This window comes from Sphingomonas sp. P3_C5, from assembly GCF_056402635.1.
On the sequence record NZ_JBFUHA010000003.1, the window covers coordinates 267259 to 285716 of the forward strand.

Annotated in this window: 18 protein-coding genes and 1 pseudogene; 12 read left to right on the forward strand and 7 right to left on the reverse strand. The window is 64.9% G+C overall.

The annotated features are described in order from the left end of the window. Positions 1-40: 40 nt before the first annotated feature. The gene (locus tag AC1DVS_RS10145) at positions 41-1399 is read right to left on the reverse strand and encodes a GGDEF domain-containing protein (protein ID WP_478022597.1); all 1359 of its coding nucleotides are present in this window, start codon (positions 1397-1399) and stop codon (positions 41-43) included. Between the two features lie 194 nt (positions 1400-1593). Between AC1DVS_RS10145 and AC1DVS_RS10150 the strand changes: the two genes are divergently transcribed. Next, entirely contained in the window at positions 1594-2199 is a 606-nt protein-coding gene (locus AC1DVS_RS10150; protein ID WP_478022599.1) for a DUF1287 domain-containing protein, read from the forward strand. 44 nt (positions 2200-2243) lie between these two features. Here the strand turns inward: AC1DVS_RS10150 and AC1DVS_RS10155 are convergent, their stop codons facing one another. The 3 genes from AC1DVS_RS10155 to AC1DVS_RS10165 form a co-directional block, all read right to left on the reverse strand. Continuing rightward, entirely contained in the window at positions 2244-2813 is a 570-nt protein-coding gene (locus tag AC1DVS_RS10155; RefSeq protein WP_478022600.1) for a hypothetical protein, read from the reverse strand. 85 nt (positions 2814-2898) lie between these two features. After that, positions 2899-3852 carry a prolyl aminopeptidase gene (gene pip, locus AC1DVS_RS10160; RefSeq protein ID WP_478022602.1) on the reverse strand — a complete coding sequence of 318 codons (954 nt, stop codon included), beginning with the start codon at positions 3850-3852 and terminating at the stop codon, positions 2899-2901. Between the two features lie 22 nt (positions 3853-3874). Continuing rightward, positions 3875-5161, reverse strand: a complete 1287-nt coding sequence (locus AC1DVS_RS10165) for a phospholipid carrier-dependent glycosyltransferase (protein WP_478022604.1) — start codon at positions 5159-5161, stop codon at positions 3875-3877. 92 nt (positions 5162-5253) lie between these two features. On the opposite strand from AC1DVS_RS10165, the gene AC1DVS_RS10170 reads away from it, so the two are divergent. The 5 genes from AC1DVS_RS10170 to AC1DVS_RS10190 are packed head-to-tail and all read left to right on the forward strand — an operon-like array spanning position 5254 to position 8476. Beyond that, a complete protein-coding gene (locus AC1DVS_RS10170) occupies positions 5254-6459 on the forward strand; it encodes a trans-sulfuration enzyme family protein (protein ID WP_478022605.1) in 1206 nt (401 codons plus the stop codon). Beyond that, positions 6456-6854 (forward strand): Co2+/Mg2+ efflux protein ApaG, encoded by a 399-nt coding sequence (gene apaG, locus AC1DVS_RS10175; RefSeq protein WP_478022607.1) that lies wholly within the window; start codon positions 6456-6458, stop codon positions 6852-6854. Before AC1DVS_RS10170 ends, apaG begins: the two co-directional genes overlap by 4 nt. Positions 6855-6903: 49 nt before the next feature. Further along, the gene (locus AC1DVS_RS10180; protein ID WP_478022608.1) at positions 6904-7695 is read left to right on the forward strand and encodes a LysR family transcriptional regulator; all 792 of its coding nucleotides are present in this window, start codon (positions 6904-6906) and stop codon (positions 7693-7695) included. Next, a complete protein-coding gene (locus tag AC1DVS_RS10185; RefSeq protein ID WP_478022610.1) occupies positions 7647-8222 on the forward strand; it encodes a GNAT family N-acetyltransferase in 576 nt (191 codons plus the stop codon). The genes AC1DVS_RS10180 and AC1DVS_RS10185 overlap by 49 nt, the downstream gene beginning before the upstream one ends. After that, positions 8219-8476, forward strand: coding sequence for a hypothetical protein (locus AC1DVS_RS10190; RefSeq protein WP_478022611.1), 258 nt, complete (start codon positions 8219-8221; stop codon positions 8474-8476). The genes AC1DVS_RS10185 and AC1DVS_RS10190 overlap by 4 nt, the downstream gene beginning before the upstream one ends. 9 nt (positions 8477-8485) lie before the next feature. On the opposite strand, the gene parE is transcribed toward AC1DVS_RS10190, so the two are convergent. Further along, positions 8486-10465: a DNA topoisomerase IV subunit B gene (gene parE / locus AC1DVS_RS10195; protein ID WP_478022613.1), complete on the reverse strand. Its 1980-nt coding sequence runs from the start codon at positions 10463-10465 to the stop codon at positions 8486-8488. A gap of 442 nt (positions 10466-10907) precedes the next feature. On the opposite strand from parE, the pseudogene AC1DVS_RS10200 reads away from it, so the two are divergent. Both AC1DVS_RS10200 and AC1DVS_RS10205 read left to right on the forward strand, forming a co-directional pair. Beyond that, a pseudogene (locus tag AC1DVS_RS10200) lies at positions 10908-11246 on the forward strand (hypothetical protein); the annotation flags it as partial. A gap of 77 nt (positions 11247-11323) precedes the next feature. Then, positions 11324-11866 (forward strand): demethoxyubiquinone hydroxylase family protein, encoded by a 543-nt coding sequence (locus AC1DVS_RS10205; protein WP_478022615.1) that lies wholly within the window; start codon positions 11324-11326, stop codon positions 11864-11866. Positions 11867-11868: 2 nt separating this feature from the next. Here the strand turns inward: AC1DVS_RS10205 and AC1DVS_RS10210 are convergent, their stop codons facing one another. After that, positions 11869-12555, reverse strand: coding sequence for a GcrA family cell cycle regulator (locus AC1DVS_RS10210; protein WP_478022617.1), 687 nt, complete (start codon positions 12553-12555; stop codon positions 11869-11871). Between the two features lie 64 nt (positions 12556-12619). On the opposite strand from AC1DVS_RS10210, the gene AC1DVS_RS10215 reads away from it, so the two are divergent. Beyond that, positions 12620-13471 (forward strand): ABC transporter permease, encoded by an 852-nt coding sequence (locus AC1DVS_RS10215; protein WP_478022619.1) that lies wholly within the window; start codon positions 12620-12622, stop codon positions 13469-13471. Between the two features lie 7 nt (positions 13472-13478). Here AC1DVS_RS10215 and AC1DVS_RS10220 read toward each other — a convergent pair whose 3' ends face one another. After that, the gene (locus tag AC1DVS_RS10220) at positions 13479-14129 is read right to left on the reverse strand and encodes a transglycosylase domain-containing protein (protein WP_478022621.1); all 651 of its coding nucleotides are present in this window, start codon (positions 14127-14129) and stop codon (positions 13479-13481) included. A 169-nt stretch (positions 14130-14298) separates the two neighbouring features. Here AC1DVS_RS10220 and AC1DVS_RS10225 point away from each other — a divergent pair, with 169 nt between their 5' ends. The 3 genes from AC1DVS_RS10225 to argF all read left to right on the forward strand — a co-directional run bounded on the left by AC1DVS_RS10225 (position 14299) and on the right by argF (position 18406). Continuing rightward, positions 14299-15699, forward strand: a complete 1401-nt coding sequence (locus AC1DVS_RS10225; RefSeq protein WP_478022623.1) for a patatin-like phospholipase family protein — start codon at positions 14299-14301, stop codon at positions 15697-15699. Positions 15700-16308: 609 nt separating this feature from the next. Continuing rightward, positions 16309-17481, forward strand: a complete 1173-nt coding sequence (locus tag AC1DVS_RS10230) for an acetylornithine transaminase (protein WP_478023019.1) — start codon at positions 16309-16311, stop codon at positions 17479-17481. Next, complete coding sequence (gene argF / locus AC1DVS_RS10235) at positions 17474-18406, forward strand: ornithine carbamoyltransferase (RefSeq protein WP_478022625.1); 933 nt, start codon at positions 17474-17476, stop codon at positions 18404-18406. Before AC1DVS_RS10230 ends, argF begins: the two co-directional genes overlap by 8 nt. The last annotated feature ends 52 nt before the right edge of the window (positions 18407-18458 follow it).

Consider the following 18458-nt stretch of genomic DNA (forward strand, 5'->3'; position numbering starts at 1 on the left):
AAGCGACGCGCCCGTCGCCTTCACGGGCAGCATCGCGCGATCAGGCAGCTTTTGCCATGCCCGGGCGGAACCGGAGGGTACGGTTCCTGCCTTCCGCCTTGGCCGTGTAGAGCGCGACATCAGCCAGCGAAACCAGCTCGTTCAGATGTGGGCCCGGTGCGGGGCACCAATGGACGCCGAAGCTTGCAGTCACTCGCTCGCAGTCGCCGAAATGGAAATGCTCGATCCGGCGCCTGATATTCTCGGCGATGAGCACGGTCCCTTCCGCATCGATGCCAGGGCAGAGGACCAGAAATTCCTCGCCGCCCCATCGACCGATCGTATCGCCGCCGCGCGCATTGCGGCGGATCAGCGCGGCGATGCTGGAAAGAACCTCATCACCGTAATTGTGCCCGAAACTGTCGTTCAGCATCTTGAACCGGTCGATATCGATCAGAATGACGCCGAGCGGCACCGGGGTGCCCGCCGACAGCTCATCATATCGCTCGAAGATGCCGCGACGGTTGAAGATCCTGGTCAGCGGATCATGGCGGGCCGCGTCCCCGGCTTCCTCGGCTTGGCGCAGAACGATCGCGTGCATTGCTCGCCGCTGCTCGACCTCGCGCTGCATGGTGGCGAAGCGGTGGGCGAGGTAGGCGCCGATCAGCAGGACCCATATTCCGAGGATAGCCTGTAGCCATTGCGCCTCAGTCAGCAGCGTCTTGCGCAACACGATCTCGCGAATCTCGAATTCGTGATGACCGGGCCGCGCCTCCGTTCCCGTCTCCAGATTCATCGAGGTGATGTTGTTGAATTCGGGGTGGCTCAGTTCCGGCGGCACCCGCCACTTGCGCAGCCACCAGTCCGCAACGCCAAAATCCGCTGCCTTGAACACGACATGCTGAAGCTTGCCAGGCTCAGTCGAGAATTCGACGCGAAGGAATTTGGGCGTGTCGTCATTGGCGCTGCGGCTGTAGCGCGGGTCGAAATTCTTTAGGTGAACGCGAAAGGACGTTGCCGTGCCGCGGTACAGCAAGGCCACTTCGAGCGACCGAAGATTGGTGAGGTCGAGGCCGTGCACGCCCTTGTTGCCATCGAAGAACAGTTCGTATCCGCAATAGGGATAGGGGTTGCCCGGGCGGAGATCGCAACTCCAGCGGAGCGGCCCGTCTTCGTGCGCCGTCGAATTGCCGCCAATGTCGTGATCGGCGATCGGAAGGCGGGTGTAGGATGAAACGCTCGCGGGCGTGAAGCGCGTGGTCGACACGAGAAGTCGATCCTCGAACACAATCGCCGCGACGGTCAGAATCAGCATGACGACGAGCAGCGCCTCGAACCAGGCATTGGCGATCGCGCGCGCGCTCCGGCGGGCCAGCGCGGCGATCGTGCCGCTGTGGCTCGTAAGAAGCCGCGATTCCATTCCCCCACCTTGCTCCGTAACGATGATATATTCCTGCGGCGCCGATGATAGCCCATCGAGCCTAGCGGCGGGTTAACGGGTCGGCAGTCAGGGAAGGGCATGGCGTTGACGCGGAGCCGGGTTCCAATGGGCCGGGTTGGAGCCGCCGCTGCCTTTTTGTCGCCTGCTGCCGGCCCGGCTGCTATGCCTCCACGATGCAGCTCACCCGTCGCACCATGCTTGCCGCGCTCCTTGCCGTTCCGGCCGGCGCGGCGGCGTCTCCCGCCCAGCCTAGGCGTACAGCGGCGACCCTTGTTGCCACGGCGCGGCGCCAGGTCGGCATCACCACTGGCTATGATCGAAACTATACCCAGCTCCGCTATCCAGGCGGCGACGTGCCGCGCGACCGGGGCGTCTGCACTGACGTACTGATCCGCGCGTATCGGGACGCGTTCGGCCTCGATCTCCAGGCGCTCGTCCATGCCGATATGCAGCACGCCTTCGCCGCCTATCCGCGTCGCTGGGGCCTGAAGCGCCCGGATGCGAATATCGACCATCGACGGGTGCCGAACCTGGCCGTTTTCTTCTCCCGCCAGGGCGCCCACCTGCCGCTGCCGCGAGACCCGAATGGGTGGCAGCCGGGCGATATCTATACCTGCCTTATCGGCGGGACGATCCCGCACACCGGCATCGTCTCGGATCGGCGGCCGGGCGGCAGGCCTGGCTGCGTAATTGAGAATGTTGGCGCCGGCGTGCACGAGCAAATGGCGTTGTTCGATTACACGCTGACCGGGCGGTTTCGCTGGGCACTGGATGGCTGATGGCTCGCCGCCCCAACAACCGCCGGGTGGCCAATCTTAACTCGTCAAGGCACGCCGATAAGGCCCACGGCCTTGGCAGGATAGCTGCGGAAGACTGCTTCGCTCAGGTCCGAGGCGACCTTTTCGTCCGCCCCCTTCTTCGTGCCGGCCGCCCGCACTGTCACGGCTGCGGCGTCCCAGACGAAGCTTTCCTCGCCTCGCTTGCGAATGCGCATTTCCAGCCTGATGCGCTGAAGTGCGACGAGCCTGGATTTGCCGGTCGAAAGAGGGACAGTGATGCCCCCGCCGACGCTGCCCGAAACACTCGGCGCGACGGATGAGCTCCCGGCAACGACCTTCGCCGAGCCGATGCCGACATCGACCCGGCTCAGGGTCAGCTCAGCGACATAGGCGGCGTGGCCATGGTCCTGAAGGATCGTAAAGCCCTTGGCAAAAAGCGCTTCCCCCGCGGCATTTACGAAGGCAGGCAATGAGGGGTCGGGATCCCCGTCGGCAGTCCTGGCCTCGATCGAGATCGTTCCGCCGTCTGGTGGGGTCGTCGCCGACAGCGATCCTCCCCAGATCGACGCGAGGACCATCGCGCCTGCCGCCATCGCGAGAGAGCATTTGTTCATGGTTGCTCCGCCTGATGCCGAGAGTGCGACCGCGCCGCTTGTGCATAGGTCATCACGGATGGAAAACCCATCGCAAACGACCTGCTCAGTCCTTGCCCGCATAATGATCGGTAGCCCGAATCAAGCGATCGAGGATCCCTGGCTCCGAATAAGAGTGGCCCGCGCCTTCGATCAGGTGGAAATCCGCCTCGGGCCAGGCCTTGTGTAGCGCATAGGCATAGCGTGCCGGGCAGGGCATATCGTAACGCCCGTGCACGATCGTGCCGGGGATTGACCGCAGCCGGTCGGCATCGCGGAGCAGCTGGCCAGGTTCCAGCCAGCAGGCATTGACGAAATAATGCGTTTCGAGCCGCGCGAAGGCGAGCGCGAAATGGCCGTCGTCATGCTGTACCGACAGATCGGGATTTGGCAGCAGCGTGACCGTCTCGCCTTCATACAGGCTCCAAATACGCGCGGCGGCGACCTGCGCTTCCGGATCGTCGCCGGTCAGCCGGCGGTGATAGGCGGCGAGCATATCGCTGCGCTCAGCCTCGGGAATCGGCGCGACGAATCGCTCCCATTTATCGGGGAACATCTCCGACACGCCGAACTGGTAGAACCAGTCGAGCTCCGGCTGTGTGCAGGTATAGATGCCGCGCAGCACAAGCTCGCTGACCCGCTCCGGGTGAGTCTCCGCATAAGCCAGCGCAAGGGTCGATCCCCAGGAGCCGCCGAACACCAACCAGCGCTCTACGCCGGCAAGCTCGCGAAGCCGCTCGATATCCGCGACGAGGTGCCATGTCGTGTTCGCCTCGAGGCTGGCGTGCGGCGTCGACCGCCCGCACCCGCGCTGATCGAACAGCAGCACATCGTAAAGGCCGGGGTCGAACAGCCGCCGATGGTCCGGCGCGATCCCGCCACCGGGGCCGCCATGCAGGAACACCGCAGGCTTCGCGCCCGGCGTACCGCTCCGCTCATAATAGATGCTGTGGCCGTCGCCGACGTCGAGCATGCCGGCCTCATAGGGTTCGAGCGGCGGGTACAGGCTGCGCAGGGTCATGGGTTCGAGCTCTCCAGATTATTCACGGCCAGGTCGAGAACCACATCCAGTAGCGGAAATCTTGCGGATCGTTGAGCGCAACGCTCGAGATGATCGGGTAAAAATAGACGAACAGGCAAAAGGTGAGGGCGAGGAAGCCATAATCAAGGTTCCTGTACCTGCCTGAGCCAAACCGGTCGAACGCGGCGGCCAGGGGCAGGGCGAGGAAGATGCTCGGCAGGTAATAATAATAGAAGAAGCCGATCGATTTCGGAATCACGATCCACATCGCGTACGAACCCGCCCACAGCAGCACGACCGCCAGCAGCCTGGCCGATCCCTCGCGCACCCAGGCATAAAGGCATGTCGCAATCGCGATCAGCCCGCCCCAGAAGATCGCCGGGTTGCCGATCATCAGCACTCCGCGCACCGCGCCATCGACCGGCTCGTAGAGATACCAGATCGGGCGGATCATCAGCGGCCAGGTCCGCCAGCCGGATTCATAGGTGTGGTGCGGCAGGATCTGCGTCTGCGCTTCGTACATCCGCATCTGGAAGCGGGCGAGGCCGTTGAGCGTCAGCGGATCGACCGCATAGAAGAAGGCCGGCAGGAAGGTCACGCAATAGGCGGCGATGCTGACCGCACCAAGCGCCAGCAGCGCGTGGATCGCCGGCATGCCCGGCCAATAAAGCTGGTTGCCGGGGTTGAGCGCCGCGTAAACCGAGCGGCCCCGCAACCGCGCATTGCGGAGGCGGATCGCGACAAAGGCGATAGCGGCATAGGCGATATATGGCGCGGCCACCCATTTGCAGGCAACACCGAACCCCAGCAGCAGGCTGCCGAGCAGCCAGCGCGGCCAGGCCCTGCCCGGCGGACTGCGCATCGCCCAGAGCAACGCGGCGATCCCGGTCACGACGAATGCCGCCATGAAGCCATCGAGCATCGCGATCCGCGCCTGGATGAAGACGGTGATGTTCAGTAGCACGAACAGCGCCCCCATTGTCGCGGTACGAACGCGCCTGAACAGCATCCACAGGATCGCGAAGATGCCGAGCACGGTCGCCGTGCCCGCAAAGGTCGACATGATCCGCCAGCCGAAGCTGTTGTCGCCGAACAGCATCACGCCAAGGGCGATCAGCTCCTTGCCGAGCAAGGGATGCTCGATATTGACCGGCCCCTGGAGTCGCAGCAGCACCCGCGCCGCGGGGACATAATGGACCTCGTCGAACACCAGCTTGTGCGGCGTCGCAAGGCGCAGCGTGAACAGCGCCTGCGCAGCCAGACCGATGATCGCAGCAGCGCGATAGGGGCGGGAGGCCGTGTCGGTCATGAAGCGCCATTCCCACTTCATCGCCGCGCTTTCAAGGCGAGAAGGCCGGAAAGCATTGACGCGGGCCAACCCGTCCCGGCAAAGCGTTCCGCATGAAGCGACGCACCGGACAGGACCGATCGATCACCCGCAACTGGCGGCCCGCAACCCAGGCCGTGCGTGGCGGAACCGCGCGCTCCGAATGGGGCGAGACGTCGGAGGCGATCTTCCTCACCTCTGGCTATGCCTATGATTGTGCCGGCGATGCAGCCGCGCGCTTTTCGGGCGACCAGGTCGGCATGACCTATTCGCGCCTCCAGAACCCGACGGTGCAGATGCTCGAGGAGCGTATCGCCCTGCTCGAAGGCGCCGAGGCGTGCCGCACCATGACGACCGGCATGGCGGCGATGACCGCGGTGCTGCTCTGCCAGCTCCAGACCGGCGACCATATCGTCGCCGGCCGCGCCGCCTTTGGCTCTTGCCGCTGGCTGACCGATACGCTGCTGCCGAAATTCGGCATCGGCGTGACAATCGTCGATGCCCGAGACCCGCAGCAATTCGAAGACGCGGCGCGCGACAATACAAAGGTCTTCTTCTTCGAAACCCCCGCCAACCCGACCATGGATGTGGTCGATCTGAAGGCAGTCTGCGATATCGCCCGTGCGCGCGGCATCACCAGCGTGGTCGACAACGCCTTCGCCACGCCCGCGCTGCAGCGGCCGATGGAATTCGGCGCAGATGTCACTGCGTATTCAGCCACCAAAATGATGGACGGGCAGGGCCGGGTGCTTGCGGGTGCCGTGTGCGGCAGCGAGGATTTCATCACCAACACGCTGCTGCCCTTCACCCGCAATACCGGGCCGACGCTGAGCGCGTTCAATGCCTGGGTGGTGCTGAAGGGAATGGAGACGCTCGATCTGCGCATCCGTCGCCAGAGCGAGAACAGCGTAAAGGTCGGTACCTTCCTCGAGGCTCGCGTGCCGCGCATCCTCCATCCCGGGCTGCCCAGCCACCCGCAGCACAATCTCGCCATGGCCCAGATGGATGCGTGCGGCCCGATCTTCGCCTTCGAGGTCGAGGGGCGCGAGCAGGCGCACGGGCTTCTCGATGCGCTCGAACTCATCGACATCTCCAACAATATCGGCGATTCCCGTTCGCTGATGACTCACCCCGCCTCGACGACCCATTCGGGCGTGGCGGAAGAGAAACGGCTGGAGATGGGTGTGACCGAGGGCATGCTGCGCCTCAATGTCGGGCTCGAGGACCCGCAGGACGTGATCGAGGATCTCGATGGCGCCCTGCGCGCGGTCGGGTTGTGAAGGCGCTCTTCCCCAATTCGGCCGAGACGCGCGGCGTGATCGTGCGCGTGTCGGTCAGCTATCTGCCCGAGCAGTCCGAGCCGCAGCGCGGCCGCTGGTTCTGGGCCTATCATGTCCGGCTCGAGAATGAGGGGCCGATGTCGGTCCAGCTGCTCACGCGCCACTGGATCATCACTGATGGTCGCGGCGCGCGCCACTCAGTCGAAGGCGAGGGTGTGGTCGGCGAGCAACCGCTGATCCTGCCCGGCGCGAGCTTCGATTATGTCTCGGGCTGCCCGCTCGCGACACCGACCGGCTCGATGCAGGGCAGCTATCACATGCTCGCCGAGGACGGCTCGACCTTCGACGTCGACATCCCCAAATTCGCCCTGATCGCCCCGGCGGTGGGGGCATGAGGACGCTCGCTTTCTTAATCCCCCTCCCGCAGGCGGGAGGGGAGACAAGATGAAACGCACGCACCTCCCCCTGAACGGCATGCGCGTCCTCGACGCCGCAGCCCGCCATCTCTCCTTCACCCGCGCCGCCGACGAACTCGCCGTCACCCCGGCTGCKGTCGGCCAGCAGATCCGCGCGCTCGAGGACACCCTCGGGGTCGTGCTGTTCCGCCGCACCACCAAGGGCCTCGAACTCACCCCTGAAGGCGAGGCCGGCCTGGCGGCGCTCCGCCAGGGCTTCCTCCAGTTCGAGGAGGCGGTCCGCGCGATGCAGGCGGGCCAGACCTCCAAATCGCTCACCATCGCGGCACCGCGCGACCTCACCGAGAAATGGCTGATGCCACGCCTTGCCGAAATCGCGCGGGGCGACGGCGAACTCCGCTTCGCGCTGGTTTCGGCCGACGAGGATGTCGACTTCACCGAGGCCAATCTCGATCTCGCAATCCGCTGGGGCAATGGCCCGGGCGAGCATGAAGGCGAGGCGCTCGAATCCGAGGGGATGGTCACCGTCGAACGCCCGGGCGGCGGGATCGACACGCGAATCTCCTGGCCCGGTTGCCTCAACGACGATGCTGTCTCGCTGGTCCGGGTCGGCGACGCCGGCCTCGCGCTCGATGCTGCGGCTGAGGGCCTCGGCCGCGCGACCGTGCCCGAGTTGCTCGCCGCCGCCGATATCGCTTCGGGCCGTGTCGTCCGGATCGGCGAGGCGCGGCCCTCGGCGCTCGGCTATTGGCTGGTCGCGCCACTCCCGCAATGGCGGCAGAAGAAGGTGAAGGCGCTGGTCGACGCGCTGACGGCGTGAGCGAAGTCCCGGTCATCGAGACCGAGCGCCTGCGGCTCCGCCCGCGCACGCTCGACGATGCTGAATCGCTCTATCCAACGCTCGCGGACGCCGAACTGATGACCTGGTGGTCGCGCGCCCCCTTCACTTCGGTCGAGGAGGTGCGCGCCTATTTCACGCCCAGCGAGAAATGGAGCGGCTGGGATGCCTGGGCGATCACTCGGCACGACGACGATCGCGCGATCGGCTTTCTCTCCGCTGGCGAGAAGCGGCAAGGCGGAGTCACCGAGATCGGCTATATGCTCGAACGCGCGGCCTGGGGCAGCGGCATCGCACGCGAAGCCGTGTCGGCGCTCATCACCCTGTTGTTCGCACGCGGCCAGCGCCGCGTCTTCGCCGACACCGATCCTGAGAATGTCGGCTCGAACCGGCTGCTGGAAAGCCTCGGCTTCAAGCTCGAAGGCCGGCTGCGCAACGAATGGGCAACCCATATCGGCATTCGCGACAGCCTGATCTGGGGCCTGCTCGCCGAGGAGTGGAAGCCATGACCGCGCCGCCGAACCTCAGCGATCCCGCCGAGCGCGTCGCCTATCGTCGTGAGCTCCAAGGCGTCGCCCGGCCGATCCGCTATACCGGGGTCAGCTTCGCGCTGCTCGGTGTCGCGCTTGCGGTGGTGCGCCGGTTGTGGTGGCCGGACTTGCCGGAGTTCGTGCCGATCGCCGCCCTCGTGCTCGGCGCGTTCAACATGGTCGCCGCGATCGTCCTGCGCACCCGCTACCACCAGGCCCGCATGCGCGGCTGAAGCGGACAATCAGGCGTCGATCGCCGCTTCGTCCATCCGAGCCGCATTTTCCTGGATGAAGGCAAAACGGTGGGCCGGGTTGTTGCCCATCAGCCGGTCGACCAGATCCTTCACCACCGCGCGCTCCTCATATTCCTGGGGCAAAGTGATGCGGAGCATGCTGCGGGTCTTCGGGTCCATCGTGGTTTCGCGCAGCTGCATCGGGTTCATCTCGCCAAGCCCCTTGAAGCGCGCGACATCGACCTTCTTGCCCTTGAACTCCTTCGCCTCGATCTCGGCGCGGTGGGCATCGTCCATCGCGTACAGGCTCTTCGTTCCCGCAGTCAGCCGGTAAAGCGGCGGCTGGGCGAGATAGAGATGCCCGCGCCGGACGAGTTCGGGCATTTCCTGGAAGAAGAAGGTCATCAGCAGCGTCGCGATATGCGCGCCGTCGACATCGGCGTCCGTCATGATGACGATCCGCTCATACCGCAGATTGTCGGGAATACAGTCCTTCCGCGTGCCGCAGCCAAGCGCCTGGATCAGGTCGGCAATCTCCAGATTCGCCATGATCTTCGCCGAGGTTGCCGAGGCCACGTTCAGGATCTTGCCGCGTATCGGGAGGATCGCCTGGGTCTTGCGGTCGCGCGCCTGCTTGGCCGATCCGCCGGCCGAATCGCCCTCGACGATGAAGATCTCGGTGCCCGCCGGGTCGTCAGCCGAACAATCGGTCAGCTTGCCGGGCAACCGCAGCTTGCGCGCGCTGGTGGCGGTCTTGCGCTTGACCTCGCGCTCCTGCTTGCGGCGCAGGCGCTCGTCCATCCGCTCGAGCACATAGCCGAGCAGCGCCTTGCCGCGCTCCATATTGTTGCTGAGGAAATGGTCGAAATGGTCGCGCACCGCCTTTTCGACCAGCACGGCTGCCTCGGGCGAGGTCAGCCGGTCCTTGGTCTGGCTCTGGAATTGCGGATCGCGGATGAAAACCGAGAGCATCAGCTCGCTGCCGGTCATCAGATCCTCGGACGCGATCTCCTTCGCCTTTTTCTGGTTGATCAGCTCGCCAAAGCCGCGAATGCCCTTCGTCAGCGCGGCGCGGAGCCCGGCCTCGTGCGTGCCGCCATCGGGCGTCGGGATGGTGTTGCAATACCAGCTGTACGACCCATCGCTCCACAGCGGCCAGGCCACAGCCCATTCGACCCGGCCCTTGCCGTCAGCGAACTCCTGGCTCCCGGTGAAGAAATCCGCGGTCGCGCATTCGCGGCCGTTGATCTGCTCGCGCAGATGGTCGGCAAGCCCGCCGGGGAACTGGAACACCGCCTCGGGCGGCGTATCGTCGCTGATCAGCTCGGGCGCGCATTTCCAGCGGATCTCGACGCCGGCGAACAGATAGGCCTTGGAGCGCGCCAGCTTGTAGAGTCGGGCCGGCTTGAAATGCAGCTCGGGCCCGAAGATCTGGTCGTCGGGCACGAAGCTGACCGATGTGCCGCGTCGGTTGGGCGTGCCGCCGAGCGATTCGAGCGGGCCCAGCGTAACGCCGCGCGAGAAGCGCTGCCGGTACAGCTCGCGGTTGCGCGCGACTTCGACGGTCGTCTCGGACGACAGCGCATTGACGACGCTCACGCCGACACCGTGAAGGCCGCCTGCCGTGGCATAGGCCTTGCCCTCGAACTTGCCGCCCGAATGCAGCATCGACATGATCACTTCGAGCGCTGACTTGTCTGGGAACTTCGGATGCGGGTCGACCGGCATGCCGCGGCCATTATCGACGATCGTCAGCCGGTTGCCCACCTCGAGCGTCACCTCGATCCGGCTGGCATGCCCGGCGACGGCTTCGTCCATCGCATTGTCGAGCACTTCGGCAGCGAGATGATGCAGCGCGCGCTCGTCGGTCCCGCCAACATACATGCCCGGCCGCCGCCGGACGGGCTCGAGCCCCTCCAGCACCTCGATCGAGGAGGCGTCGTAATCGGTGCTGTTCTTGGGTGAGTTCGCGAAAAGGTCTTCGGCCATACCCTGCTATACGGTCCAGAGAGTCACGAGCGCAACAATCCTTCTCCCCTCGGGGGAGAAGGATACGGAGACTTACGAGCGAAGCGAATTAGTCGAAGTTGGATGAGGAGGCTGAGGCTCGAGACACATGCCCCTCACCCTCCCGTCGCTTCGCTCCCTCTTCCCTCTCCCCAAGCGGGAGAGGGCAAGTGGCCACGCAACGCGCATCTGTCCCAAGCAACCTTCGCATCACCAATCGACGGAAAGCGTCCATTGGTGCGGAATGGAGCCCATGCGTGTCGATTGAGTGCTTTTGCGAGCGCAGCACTTCCGCGCCAAACCTCCACCGGGTTATCGGCCAGAAATCGCCCCTGACGGAACTCGTACAATGACCGACACCGCCAACACCGTCGCCATGATGCTCGTAGACCATGACGGGACGGTGTAGTTCTGGAACGACCGTGCCGAAGCGCTTTTCGGCTATGTTGCTGCCGACGTGGTTGGCCGCCCGATGGATTTCCTGATCGTGCCAACCCACCATGAGCGGCACTGGATCGGCTTTCGCGCCGCGATGGCGCGTGAGCAGATCGATACGGAACAGCCCGTAGCGAACGCGCCGATCAAATGCGCAAACGGCGTCGTTCGGCACTTCCCGCTGCGCTTCGTCGCAATCGCCGATCCATTCGGCAAGCCTGCCGGCATGCTCGCAGTGTTCGGGGCGCCACCTGCCATCGGCGAAGCCAATGGCCTGTACGATCTCTACCCCGAAGCGCTGACCCCGGCCGTGTCACCGGGCGGCTGAGCGCTGCCGAACCCGCAGACCGAAGGTGCAAGGGTTGGAGCATTGCGGCCCGTATGGGTTGGGATAGGGTGACGCCCATGAGCCTGGTGGCACGACTCGCATTTGGCGAAACCCTCGGCGATCGGGTCATGAAGGTGGATCATGCCGGTGAGCATGGTGCGATCTGCATTTACCGGGCGCAACGCTGGATGGCGCGTTGGACTGCGCCGGACATGATCACTGAACTCACCGGCTTCCTGGAGCATGAGCGCCGCCACCGCGCGATCTTCGGGGCTGAGCTCTCGCGCAGGGGCCGGGCGCGGTGCCGCAGCTTTCTCGCCTGCGGCCTGGGCGGCTTCGTGCTCGGCGCCGTCACTGGACTGCTCGGCCGCAACGCGATCGCCGGGACGACCCGGGCGATCGAGACGGTCGTGCTGCGGCACATGCACGAACAGGTCGCTGAGCTCGACGGCGTCGATCCGCGGGCCGTTACGGCATTGCGCAATGTCATCGGTGACGAGCAGGCGCATCACGACGCGTCCGAGGCTCGGCTCGGACGCGGCACGATCTGGTCGATGATCCTCGATCCAATAGTCGCCGCCTCTACTGAGGCGGTGATCTGGATGGGGATGCGCCTATAGGATCAGCGAACCCGCGGACCGCCGAACGGCAGCGGTGGCGGGGGGCGGCGATCGCGGCGCGGGAGCTGCGCCTGATAGGCATGGCCGCAATGCGCCACGCAATAAGGGAAGCCCGGGTTCACCTTGTCACCGCAGAAATGGAAATCGGGCTCGCCGGGATGGCCGAGCGGCCATTTGCAGATCTTGTCGTTGAGATCGAGCAAAGTGGTCTTGCCGGCCATGTCGGCCGAAGGCTTGGCCGGCACGAGGCGACGCGGCGGTGCGGGCGTGATCGGCGCCTGCTGCTCGCCAGGGGCCTGGCGAAGAAAGCCACCCGGGCCGACCGAGCGCATGATCGGCTGCGGCGGGGCAGGGGGCGCCGCGGCGACATCGCTATCGTCCTCGACCTCGTCTTCATCGTCATCGGCTTCGACGATCGGCGCGGCGGCGATCGGTGGGGGCGGGGGTGCGCGCTCGGGCTCCCTCGCAATCGGGGCGGGCGCCGGCTTCGGCTCGGCTGCTGCTGCCTTGGCGGCATCGGGCTCGTTCGGCTTCACCGGCGACGGGCGGGATTGCAGGCCCAGACGATGTGCCTTGCCGATCACGGCATTGCGGCTCACGCCACCAAGCTCTTCGGCGATCTGGCTCGCCGTCTGGCCAGCTTCCCACATCTTCCTCAGCGTATCGATACGCTCGTCGGTCCAGGACATTCAAATTCCCTATTCGTCTCGTGCCGGGTTGCAGGCGGCGGCGGCAGCTATTAGCGCGTCAGCGATGAGCAGCCAGCCCCCAATCGGCGAAATCCAGTCGGCGGTTGTGAACGCCCCCGGCGTCCCCGTGATTCGGAACGTCAATTGGGGCGGTCTTCGAACGCTCTATATCAAGGAGGTGCGCCGTTTCTTCAAGGTGCAGCTGCAGACGATATGGGCGCCGGCGATCACAACCTTGCTATTTCTCGTGATTTTTACCGTCGCGACCGGCGGAAAGCGCCCGGTTCATGTCGGCGGCGTCGATATTCCCTTTGCCGATTTCATCGCGCCCGGCCTGATCGTGATGGGCATGCTCCAGAATGCCTATGCCAATGCGAGCTTCTCGCTGCTGGTCGGCAAGATCCAGGGGACGATCGTCGATTATCTGATGCCGCCCCTCTCGATCACCGAGCTGCTGGCGGCGATGATCGGCGGCGCGGTGACCCGCGCCTTCTGCGTCGGCGCCGCTGTCCTGCTCGCGATGCTGCTCTGGCCCGGCGTGCATATCGCGCCGGTCCACCCGTTCGCGATCCTCTGGTTCGGCCTTTTCGGCTCCACCATGCTTGCGCTGTTCGGCATCCTGACCTCGATCTGGGCCGAGAAGTTCGATCATGCTGCCGCCGTGCAGAATTTCTTCATCGCGCCGCTCACCCTGCTGTCGGGCACCTTCTATTCAGTCGACAAGCTGGCCCCAGCCTTCCGCGCCTTCAGCCATGTGAACCCGTTCTTCTACGTCATCTCGGGCTTCCGCTACGGCTTTCTTGGCACCGCCGATTCGCCAGTGTTGCTGGGCGGGGTGGTCATTCTGGTGCTGGACGTGGCGCTGGGCGTGTTCTGCTACGCGCTGCTGCGCTCCGGATGGAAGACCAAGAGCTGAGGGCCGCTCAGCAATCCCGATAGGCGTCGTCACGCAGACCCAGCGGAGTGCATTTTCCTGCGAGCATAGCTTCGATCCTGGCCACGCGTTCGGCATTTTCCCGCGGATGGCGCACCGGATCGAGCGCATTGGGGCCTCTCAGCATGGCGACCAGGCTGAGGAATTGCCGGTCGTCGAGCTTCGCGAAGGGGATCCCGTAATAAGTCTGGGCCGCAGCTTCGAAGCCGATTACCGGCTTGCCGTGGAAATTGCCGAAGCTTGCCCGATTCAGGAATATCTCGAGCTGGTCGCGTTTGCTCACAGCGGGGTCGAACACGAAGCGGGCGATCAGGCTCTGCTCGATCTTGGCGAATCCGGGTTTGAAGCCGCCGTCGAAATAGAGACGCTTGACGAGAGCCTGGGTGAGCGTCGTCATGCCCTGACCCGGCGTGGACCAGTCCACTCCGTGATGCGCGAAGAAACCCGGGTCCTCCACTCGCAGCAGCATCTTCAGCCGGCGCCCACCGACATGCCCGAGCTTCAAGTTGCGCCGCGCGGTTTCGGATATGATCTCCGGCGTTCGCGCCCGGGCTCGGGCGACGGCAAAAACCTCAAAGCAGATGAAAAGTAGAAGCGCCGCCACGGCCACGCTGGCGATCTTCACTGACATCCGTTTCATGGCTTGCCTCCGAGCTCCGATGAAGATGGTACACCGCACGGGGCGCATTGCCACACGGTGATCGGGGCGGTCTCCGTCGCCCGGATTGCGACGATTCCGGCTGCGTCTCCGATTGCGGGCGCTCGCCCACCGCTTATCCTGCCCCTGGCTTTCGGTCAGGAGAGGGAAAATGGGTCGGATCCGGACGAGTATCGGCATTGCGCTGTTGGGGCTCGCGCTCGGCGGCTGTCTGCAGCCCCGTCCCCCGGCCAACGCCGCCTGCGCCTATCGCGCGCTGCCGCTGCGAGTCGATTCCGGCCACCCGCAGGTGATGCTGGGGGCCAGCAAAACCCCGTCAGGCCGAAATGATTTCGCGGCCGAGCTTGCCAGAGCGCTCGCCAGCCATCCCGCCCCGCCACGCACCGGCGGCGTGACAACGGAACGCCTGCCCGCGCCACCGCCGCCGCAATTCCTCGTCCTGAGCGGCGGCAGCCAGCACGGCGCATTCGGCGCTGGCTTCTTTTACGGGATGAAGGAGGTCCCGAAATATGATGTCGTCACCGGCATCAGCACCGGCTCGCTGCTCAGCACCTTCCTGTTCCTCGCCAACAGCCCGGCGCCCAAGGACAGGACCTATAGCTGGGTCGACGGCCCGCTCGCCGCCACCATCAAGCCGGGTGTGTCCAACACCGGCGATCTCGCGCTCGCCTATTCGATCGCGAAGGAAGGCGACATTGCGACGCCCGCATCGGGTGGAATCCTTGGCGGCCTCAGCAAGGGTGCGCTCGCCACCTTCGGCCCGCTCGAAGCCCGGTTGAAGGCGCTGCTGACGCCTGAGACGCTGCACGAGCTTGCGCTGGAGAATGCGGCCAACCGCAAACTCTATGTCGGCGTCGTCAATCTCGACGATGGCCAGGGCTATGCGATCGACATGACCGAGCTTGCCTCGCGCGTCGACACTCCTGCCTGGACAGGCAAGACTGGCGCGCTCCAGGATTGCTACGTCCAGGCGTTGGTCGCATCGTCCTCGGTGCCGCCATCGGCCTATCCGGTCTCGCTGGCGATCGCTGAGGGCGGGGCGACCCGCACCAACATGTATATGGACGGCGGCGCGCGGTTCGGCGTCTTCCTGCAACAGCTCGAAGAGGCGCTTGGCAACAATGTCGCGAAGAACACGCAGGTGACGGTGATCGTCAACGGCGTGCTGTATAGCGGGCCATGGCTGGATCAGGGCAAGCCGGTCGTGAAATGGTCGTCACTGACGGCCGGCGCCCGCGCCGTGTCGCTGCTCGAGAACCAGGTCTACCGCTTCTCTGTGGCGAGCGCCGAGAATTACGGCATCGCCCATGGCGGGCTCAGCATGGCCTTTATCAGCAACGAGGGCCTGCCGCCGGGGGCGGAGGATCCGGACGCGCATGTCTTCAACGGCAAGACCTGCGCTGAATGGACCGCGATCGACAATCTGCAAAAGCCGCTCGAATTCCATCCCAACTATATGTCCTGCCTGTCGGACTATGGCCGGGCGCGTGGGGTGGCTGAGGCGTGGAACCGCAGGATCGTCGAAGCGCAGGCGCCTGCGGCTCGTCCTTAGGCGTGAGAGCCGAAATTCGTTCAACCCAATGCGTCATGCCGGACTTGTTCCGGCATCCATGTTTCCGCAGGATGTGCAGGCGTTGTGTATGCGGACCGATGGACCCCGGAACAAGTCCGGGGTGACGTAGATAATTGAACGAACTTCCCGTCCAGCGCGCTGACCTCGATTCAACCACATCGCGGGCCGTGCATTATGGCGCGACGGGACACTCAGAAGCCCGAGCCGCTCATTCTCATCGTCGGTAGCCGAATGTTTTGCACTGCTCTTGCTGGCGGCTTGAGCGGCAAAATTCCCTGTTATTTCCCTGTTATTCCCTGTTCCGAGGCCGCGGCGCGAGCATTAATTCGATTAAGTGCCTGTAAACGAAAAGAATGTTCCTGATGATCTCTCGAGAAAAAAGAAAAAATTCCCTGTTCCGGCACGATAACAGGGAATTTGGTACGCAGTTCAGGTGCCCGCTCCGCGCGGGCCCGATGCGGCCGAAATGATCCCGATTCCACACGGTGTTGACGCTCCCCCACCTCCCCAAGTAAATGCGCGCTCCGGCGGCCCAGTACGGGCTGCCTTTTTTGTTTGAGGAACAGCCCCGTGCCAATCACCCCGCTCATGCCCGTCTATCCCCGCAGCGGGGTACGGCCTGTGCGAGGCGAGGGCTGCTATCTGATCGGCGAGCGCGGCGAGCGCTATCTAGATTTCGCCAGCGGCATCGCCGTCAACGCGCTCGGCCACGGCCACCCGAAGCTGGTCAAGGCGATCGCCGACCAGGCGGCGACGCTGATGCATGTGTCGAACCTCTATGGCTCGCCACAGGGTGAGCATTTCGCCCAGCGGCTGATCGAGGCGACCTTTGCCGACACCGTCTTCTTCACCAACTCGGGTGCCGAGGCGGTCGAGTGCGCGATCAAGACGGCGCGGCGCTATCACTACGCCGATGGCAATCCGCAGCGGCACACGCTGATCACCTTCGACACGGCATTCCATGGCCGTACGCTCGGTACGATCAGCGCGACCAACCAGCCGAAGATGCGGGATGGCTTCGAGCCACTGCTGCCGGGCTTCGCCTATGCGCAGTTCAACGATCTCGAAGGCGCGCTCGCGCTGGTCGATGACAATACCGCGGGCTTCCTGGTCGAGCCGATCCAGGGCGAGGGCGGCATCCGCGCCGCGACCGACGAGTTCCTCCAGGGCCTCCGCAAGGCGTGCGACGAGCACGGCCTGTTGCTGGTGCTCGACGAGGTCCAGGCCGGCTATGGCCGGACCGGCAAGATGCTTGCGCATGAGCATTATGGCCTGACGCCCGACATCGCAGCCGTCGCCAAGGGCATCGGCGGCGGCTTCCCGCTTGGCGCGTGCCTTGCGACTGAAGAGGCGGCCAAGGGCATGGTGATCGGCACCCATGGCTCGACCTATGGCGGCAACCCGCTTGCGATGGCGGCCGGCGAAGCGGTGCTCGATGTGCTGCTCGAACCCGGCTTCCTCGAGAATGTCACCGCGATGGGCGAACGGCTTCGTTCGGGGCTCGAGCAGATGATGCCCAACCATGATCATCTGTTCGACAGCGTCCGCGGCAAGGGCCTGATGCTCGGCATCAAGCTGAAGTCCGACAGCCGCCGCTTCGTGGCGCATTGCCGCGACAATCACGGTTTGCTGACGGTCGCGGCGGGTGAGAATGTCGTCCGCATCCTGCCGCCCCTGGTGATCGACGAGAGCCATATCGCGGAGTGCATCGAGAAGCTGAGCGAGGCGGCACGGGTCTATGTGCCCGCCTCCGATGACTGACGTGAGCATACGCCACTTTCTCGATCTGTCCGATGCGGGCGCCGATGGCATCGCCGTGATGCTGGCCGACGCGCTCGATCGCAAAGCGGCGCGGCAGGGTTGGCCCAAGGGCAGGGCGGATGCCGACGCGCCGCTCGCCGGCCACACGCTGGCGATGATCTTCGAGAAGAACTCGACCCGAACCAGGGTCTCGTTCGACATGGCGATCCGCCAGCTCGGCGGCACCTCGATCGTGCTCGATGCAGGCACCACCCAGCTCGGCCGCGGCGAGACGGTTGCGGATACGGCGCGGGTGATCTCTGGCTATTGCGACGCGATCATGATCCGCACTGACGATCATGCCAAGGTCGAGGAAATGGCGGCTCATGCCTCGGTGCCGGTCATCAACGGCCTGACGGATGCCTCGCATCCCTGCCAGATCGTCGCTGATCTGCTGACCATCATCGAGAGCGGCAAGCCGCTGCCCGGGCTCAAGGTCGCCTGGCTGGGCGACGGCAACAACGTCCTCGCCTCGATCGTCGAGGCGGCGAGCCTGATGCAGTTCGATGTCGTCGCTGCCTGCCCCCAAGGTTTCCAGCCCGAGGAAGAGATGATCACCCGCGCCAGCGGCCGCGCACGCGTCGTCAGCGATCCGCGCGAGGCAGTCGAGGGCGCTGATGTGGTCGTCACCGACACCTGGATCTCGATGGGCCAGCTCCATGCCGAGACCAAGCTTGCGGCGATGATGCCCTATCAGGTGACCGAGGCGCTGATGGCGGCGGCCAAGCCCGACGCGAAGTTCCTCCATTGCCTGCCCGCGCACCGCGATGAGGAAGTCGCCTCGGCTGTGATCGACGGCCTGCAGTCGCTGATCTGGCAAGAGGCCGAGAACCGCCTCCACGCGCAGAAATCGATCCTGCGCTGGTGCTTCGGGCAGATCGGCTGAGTTGCGGTAACGCCCACCAGTCCTATCTTATGTCATCCCCGCGCAAGCGGGG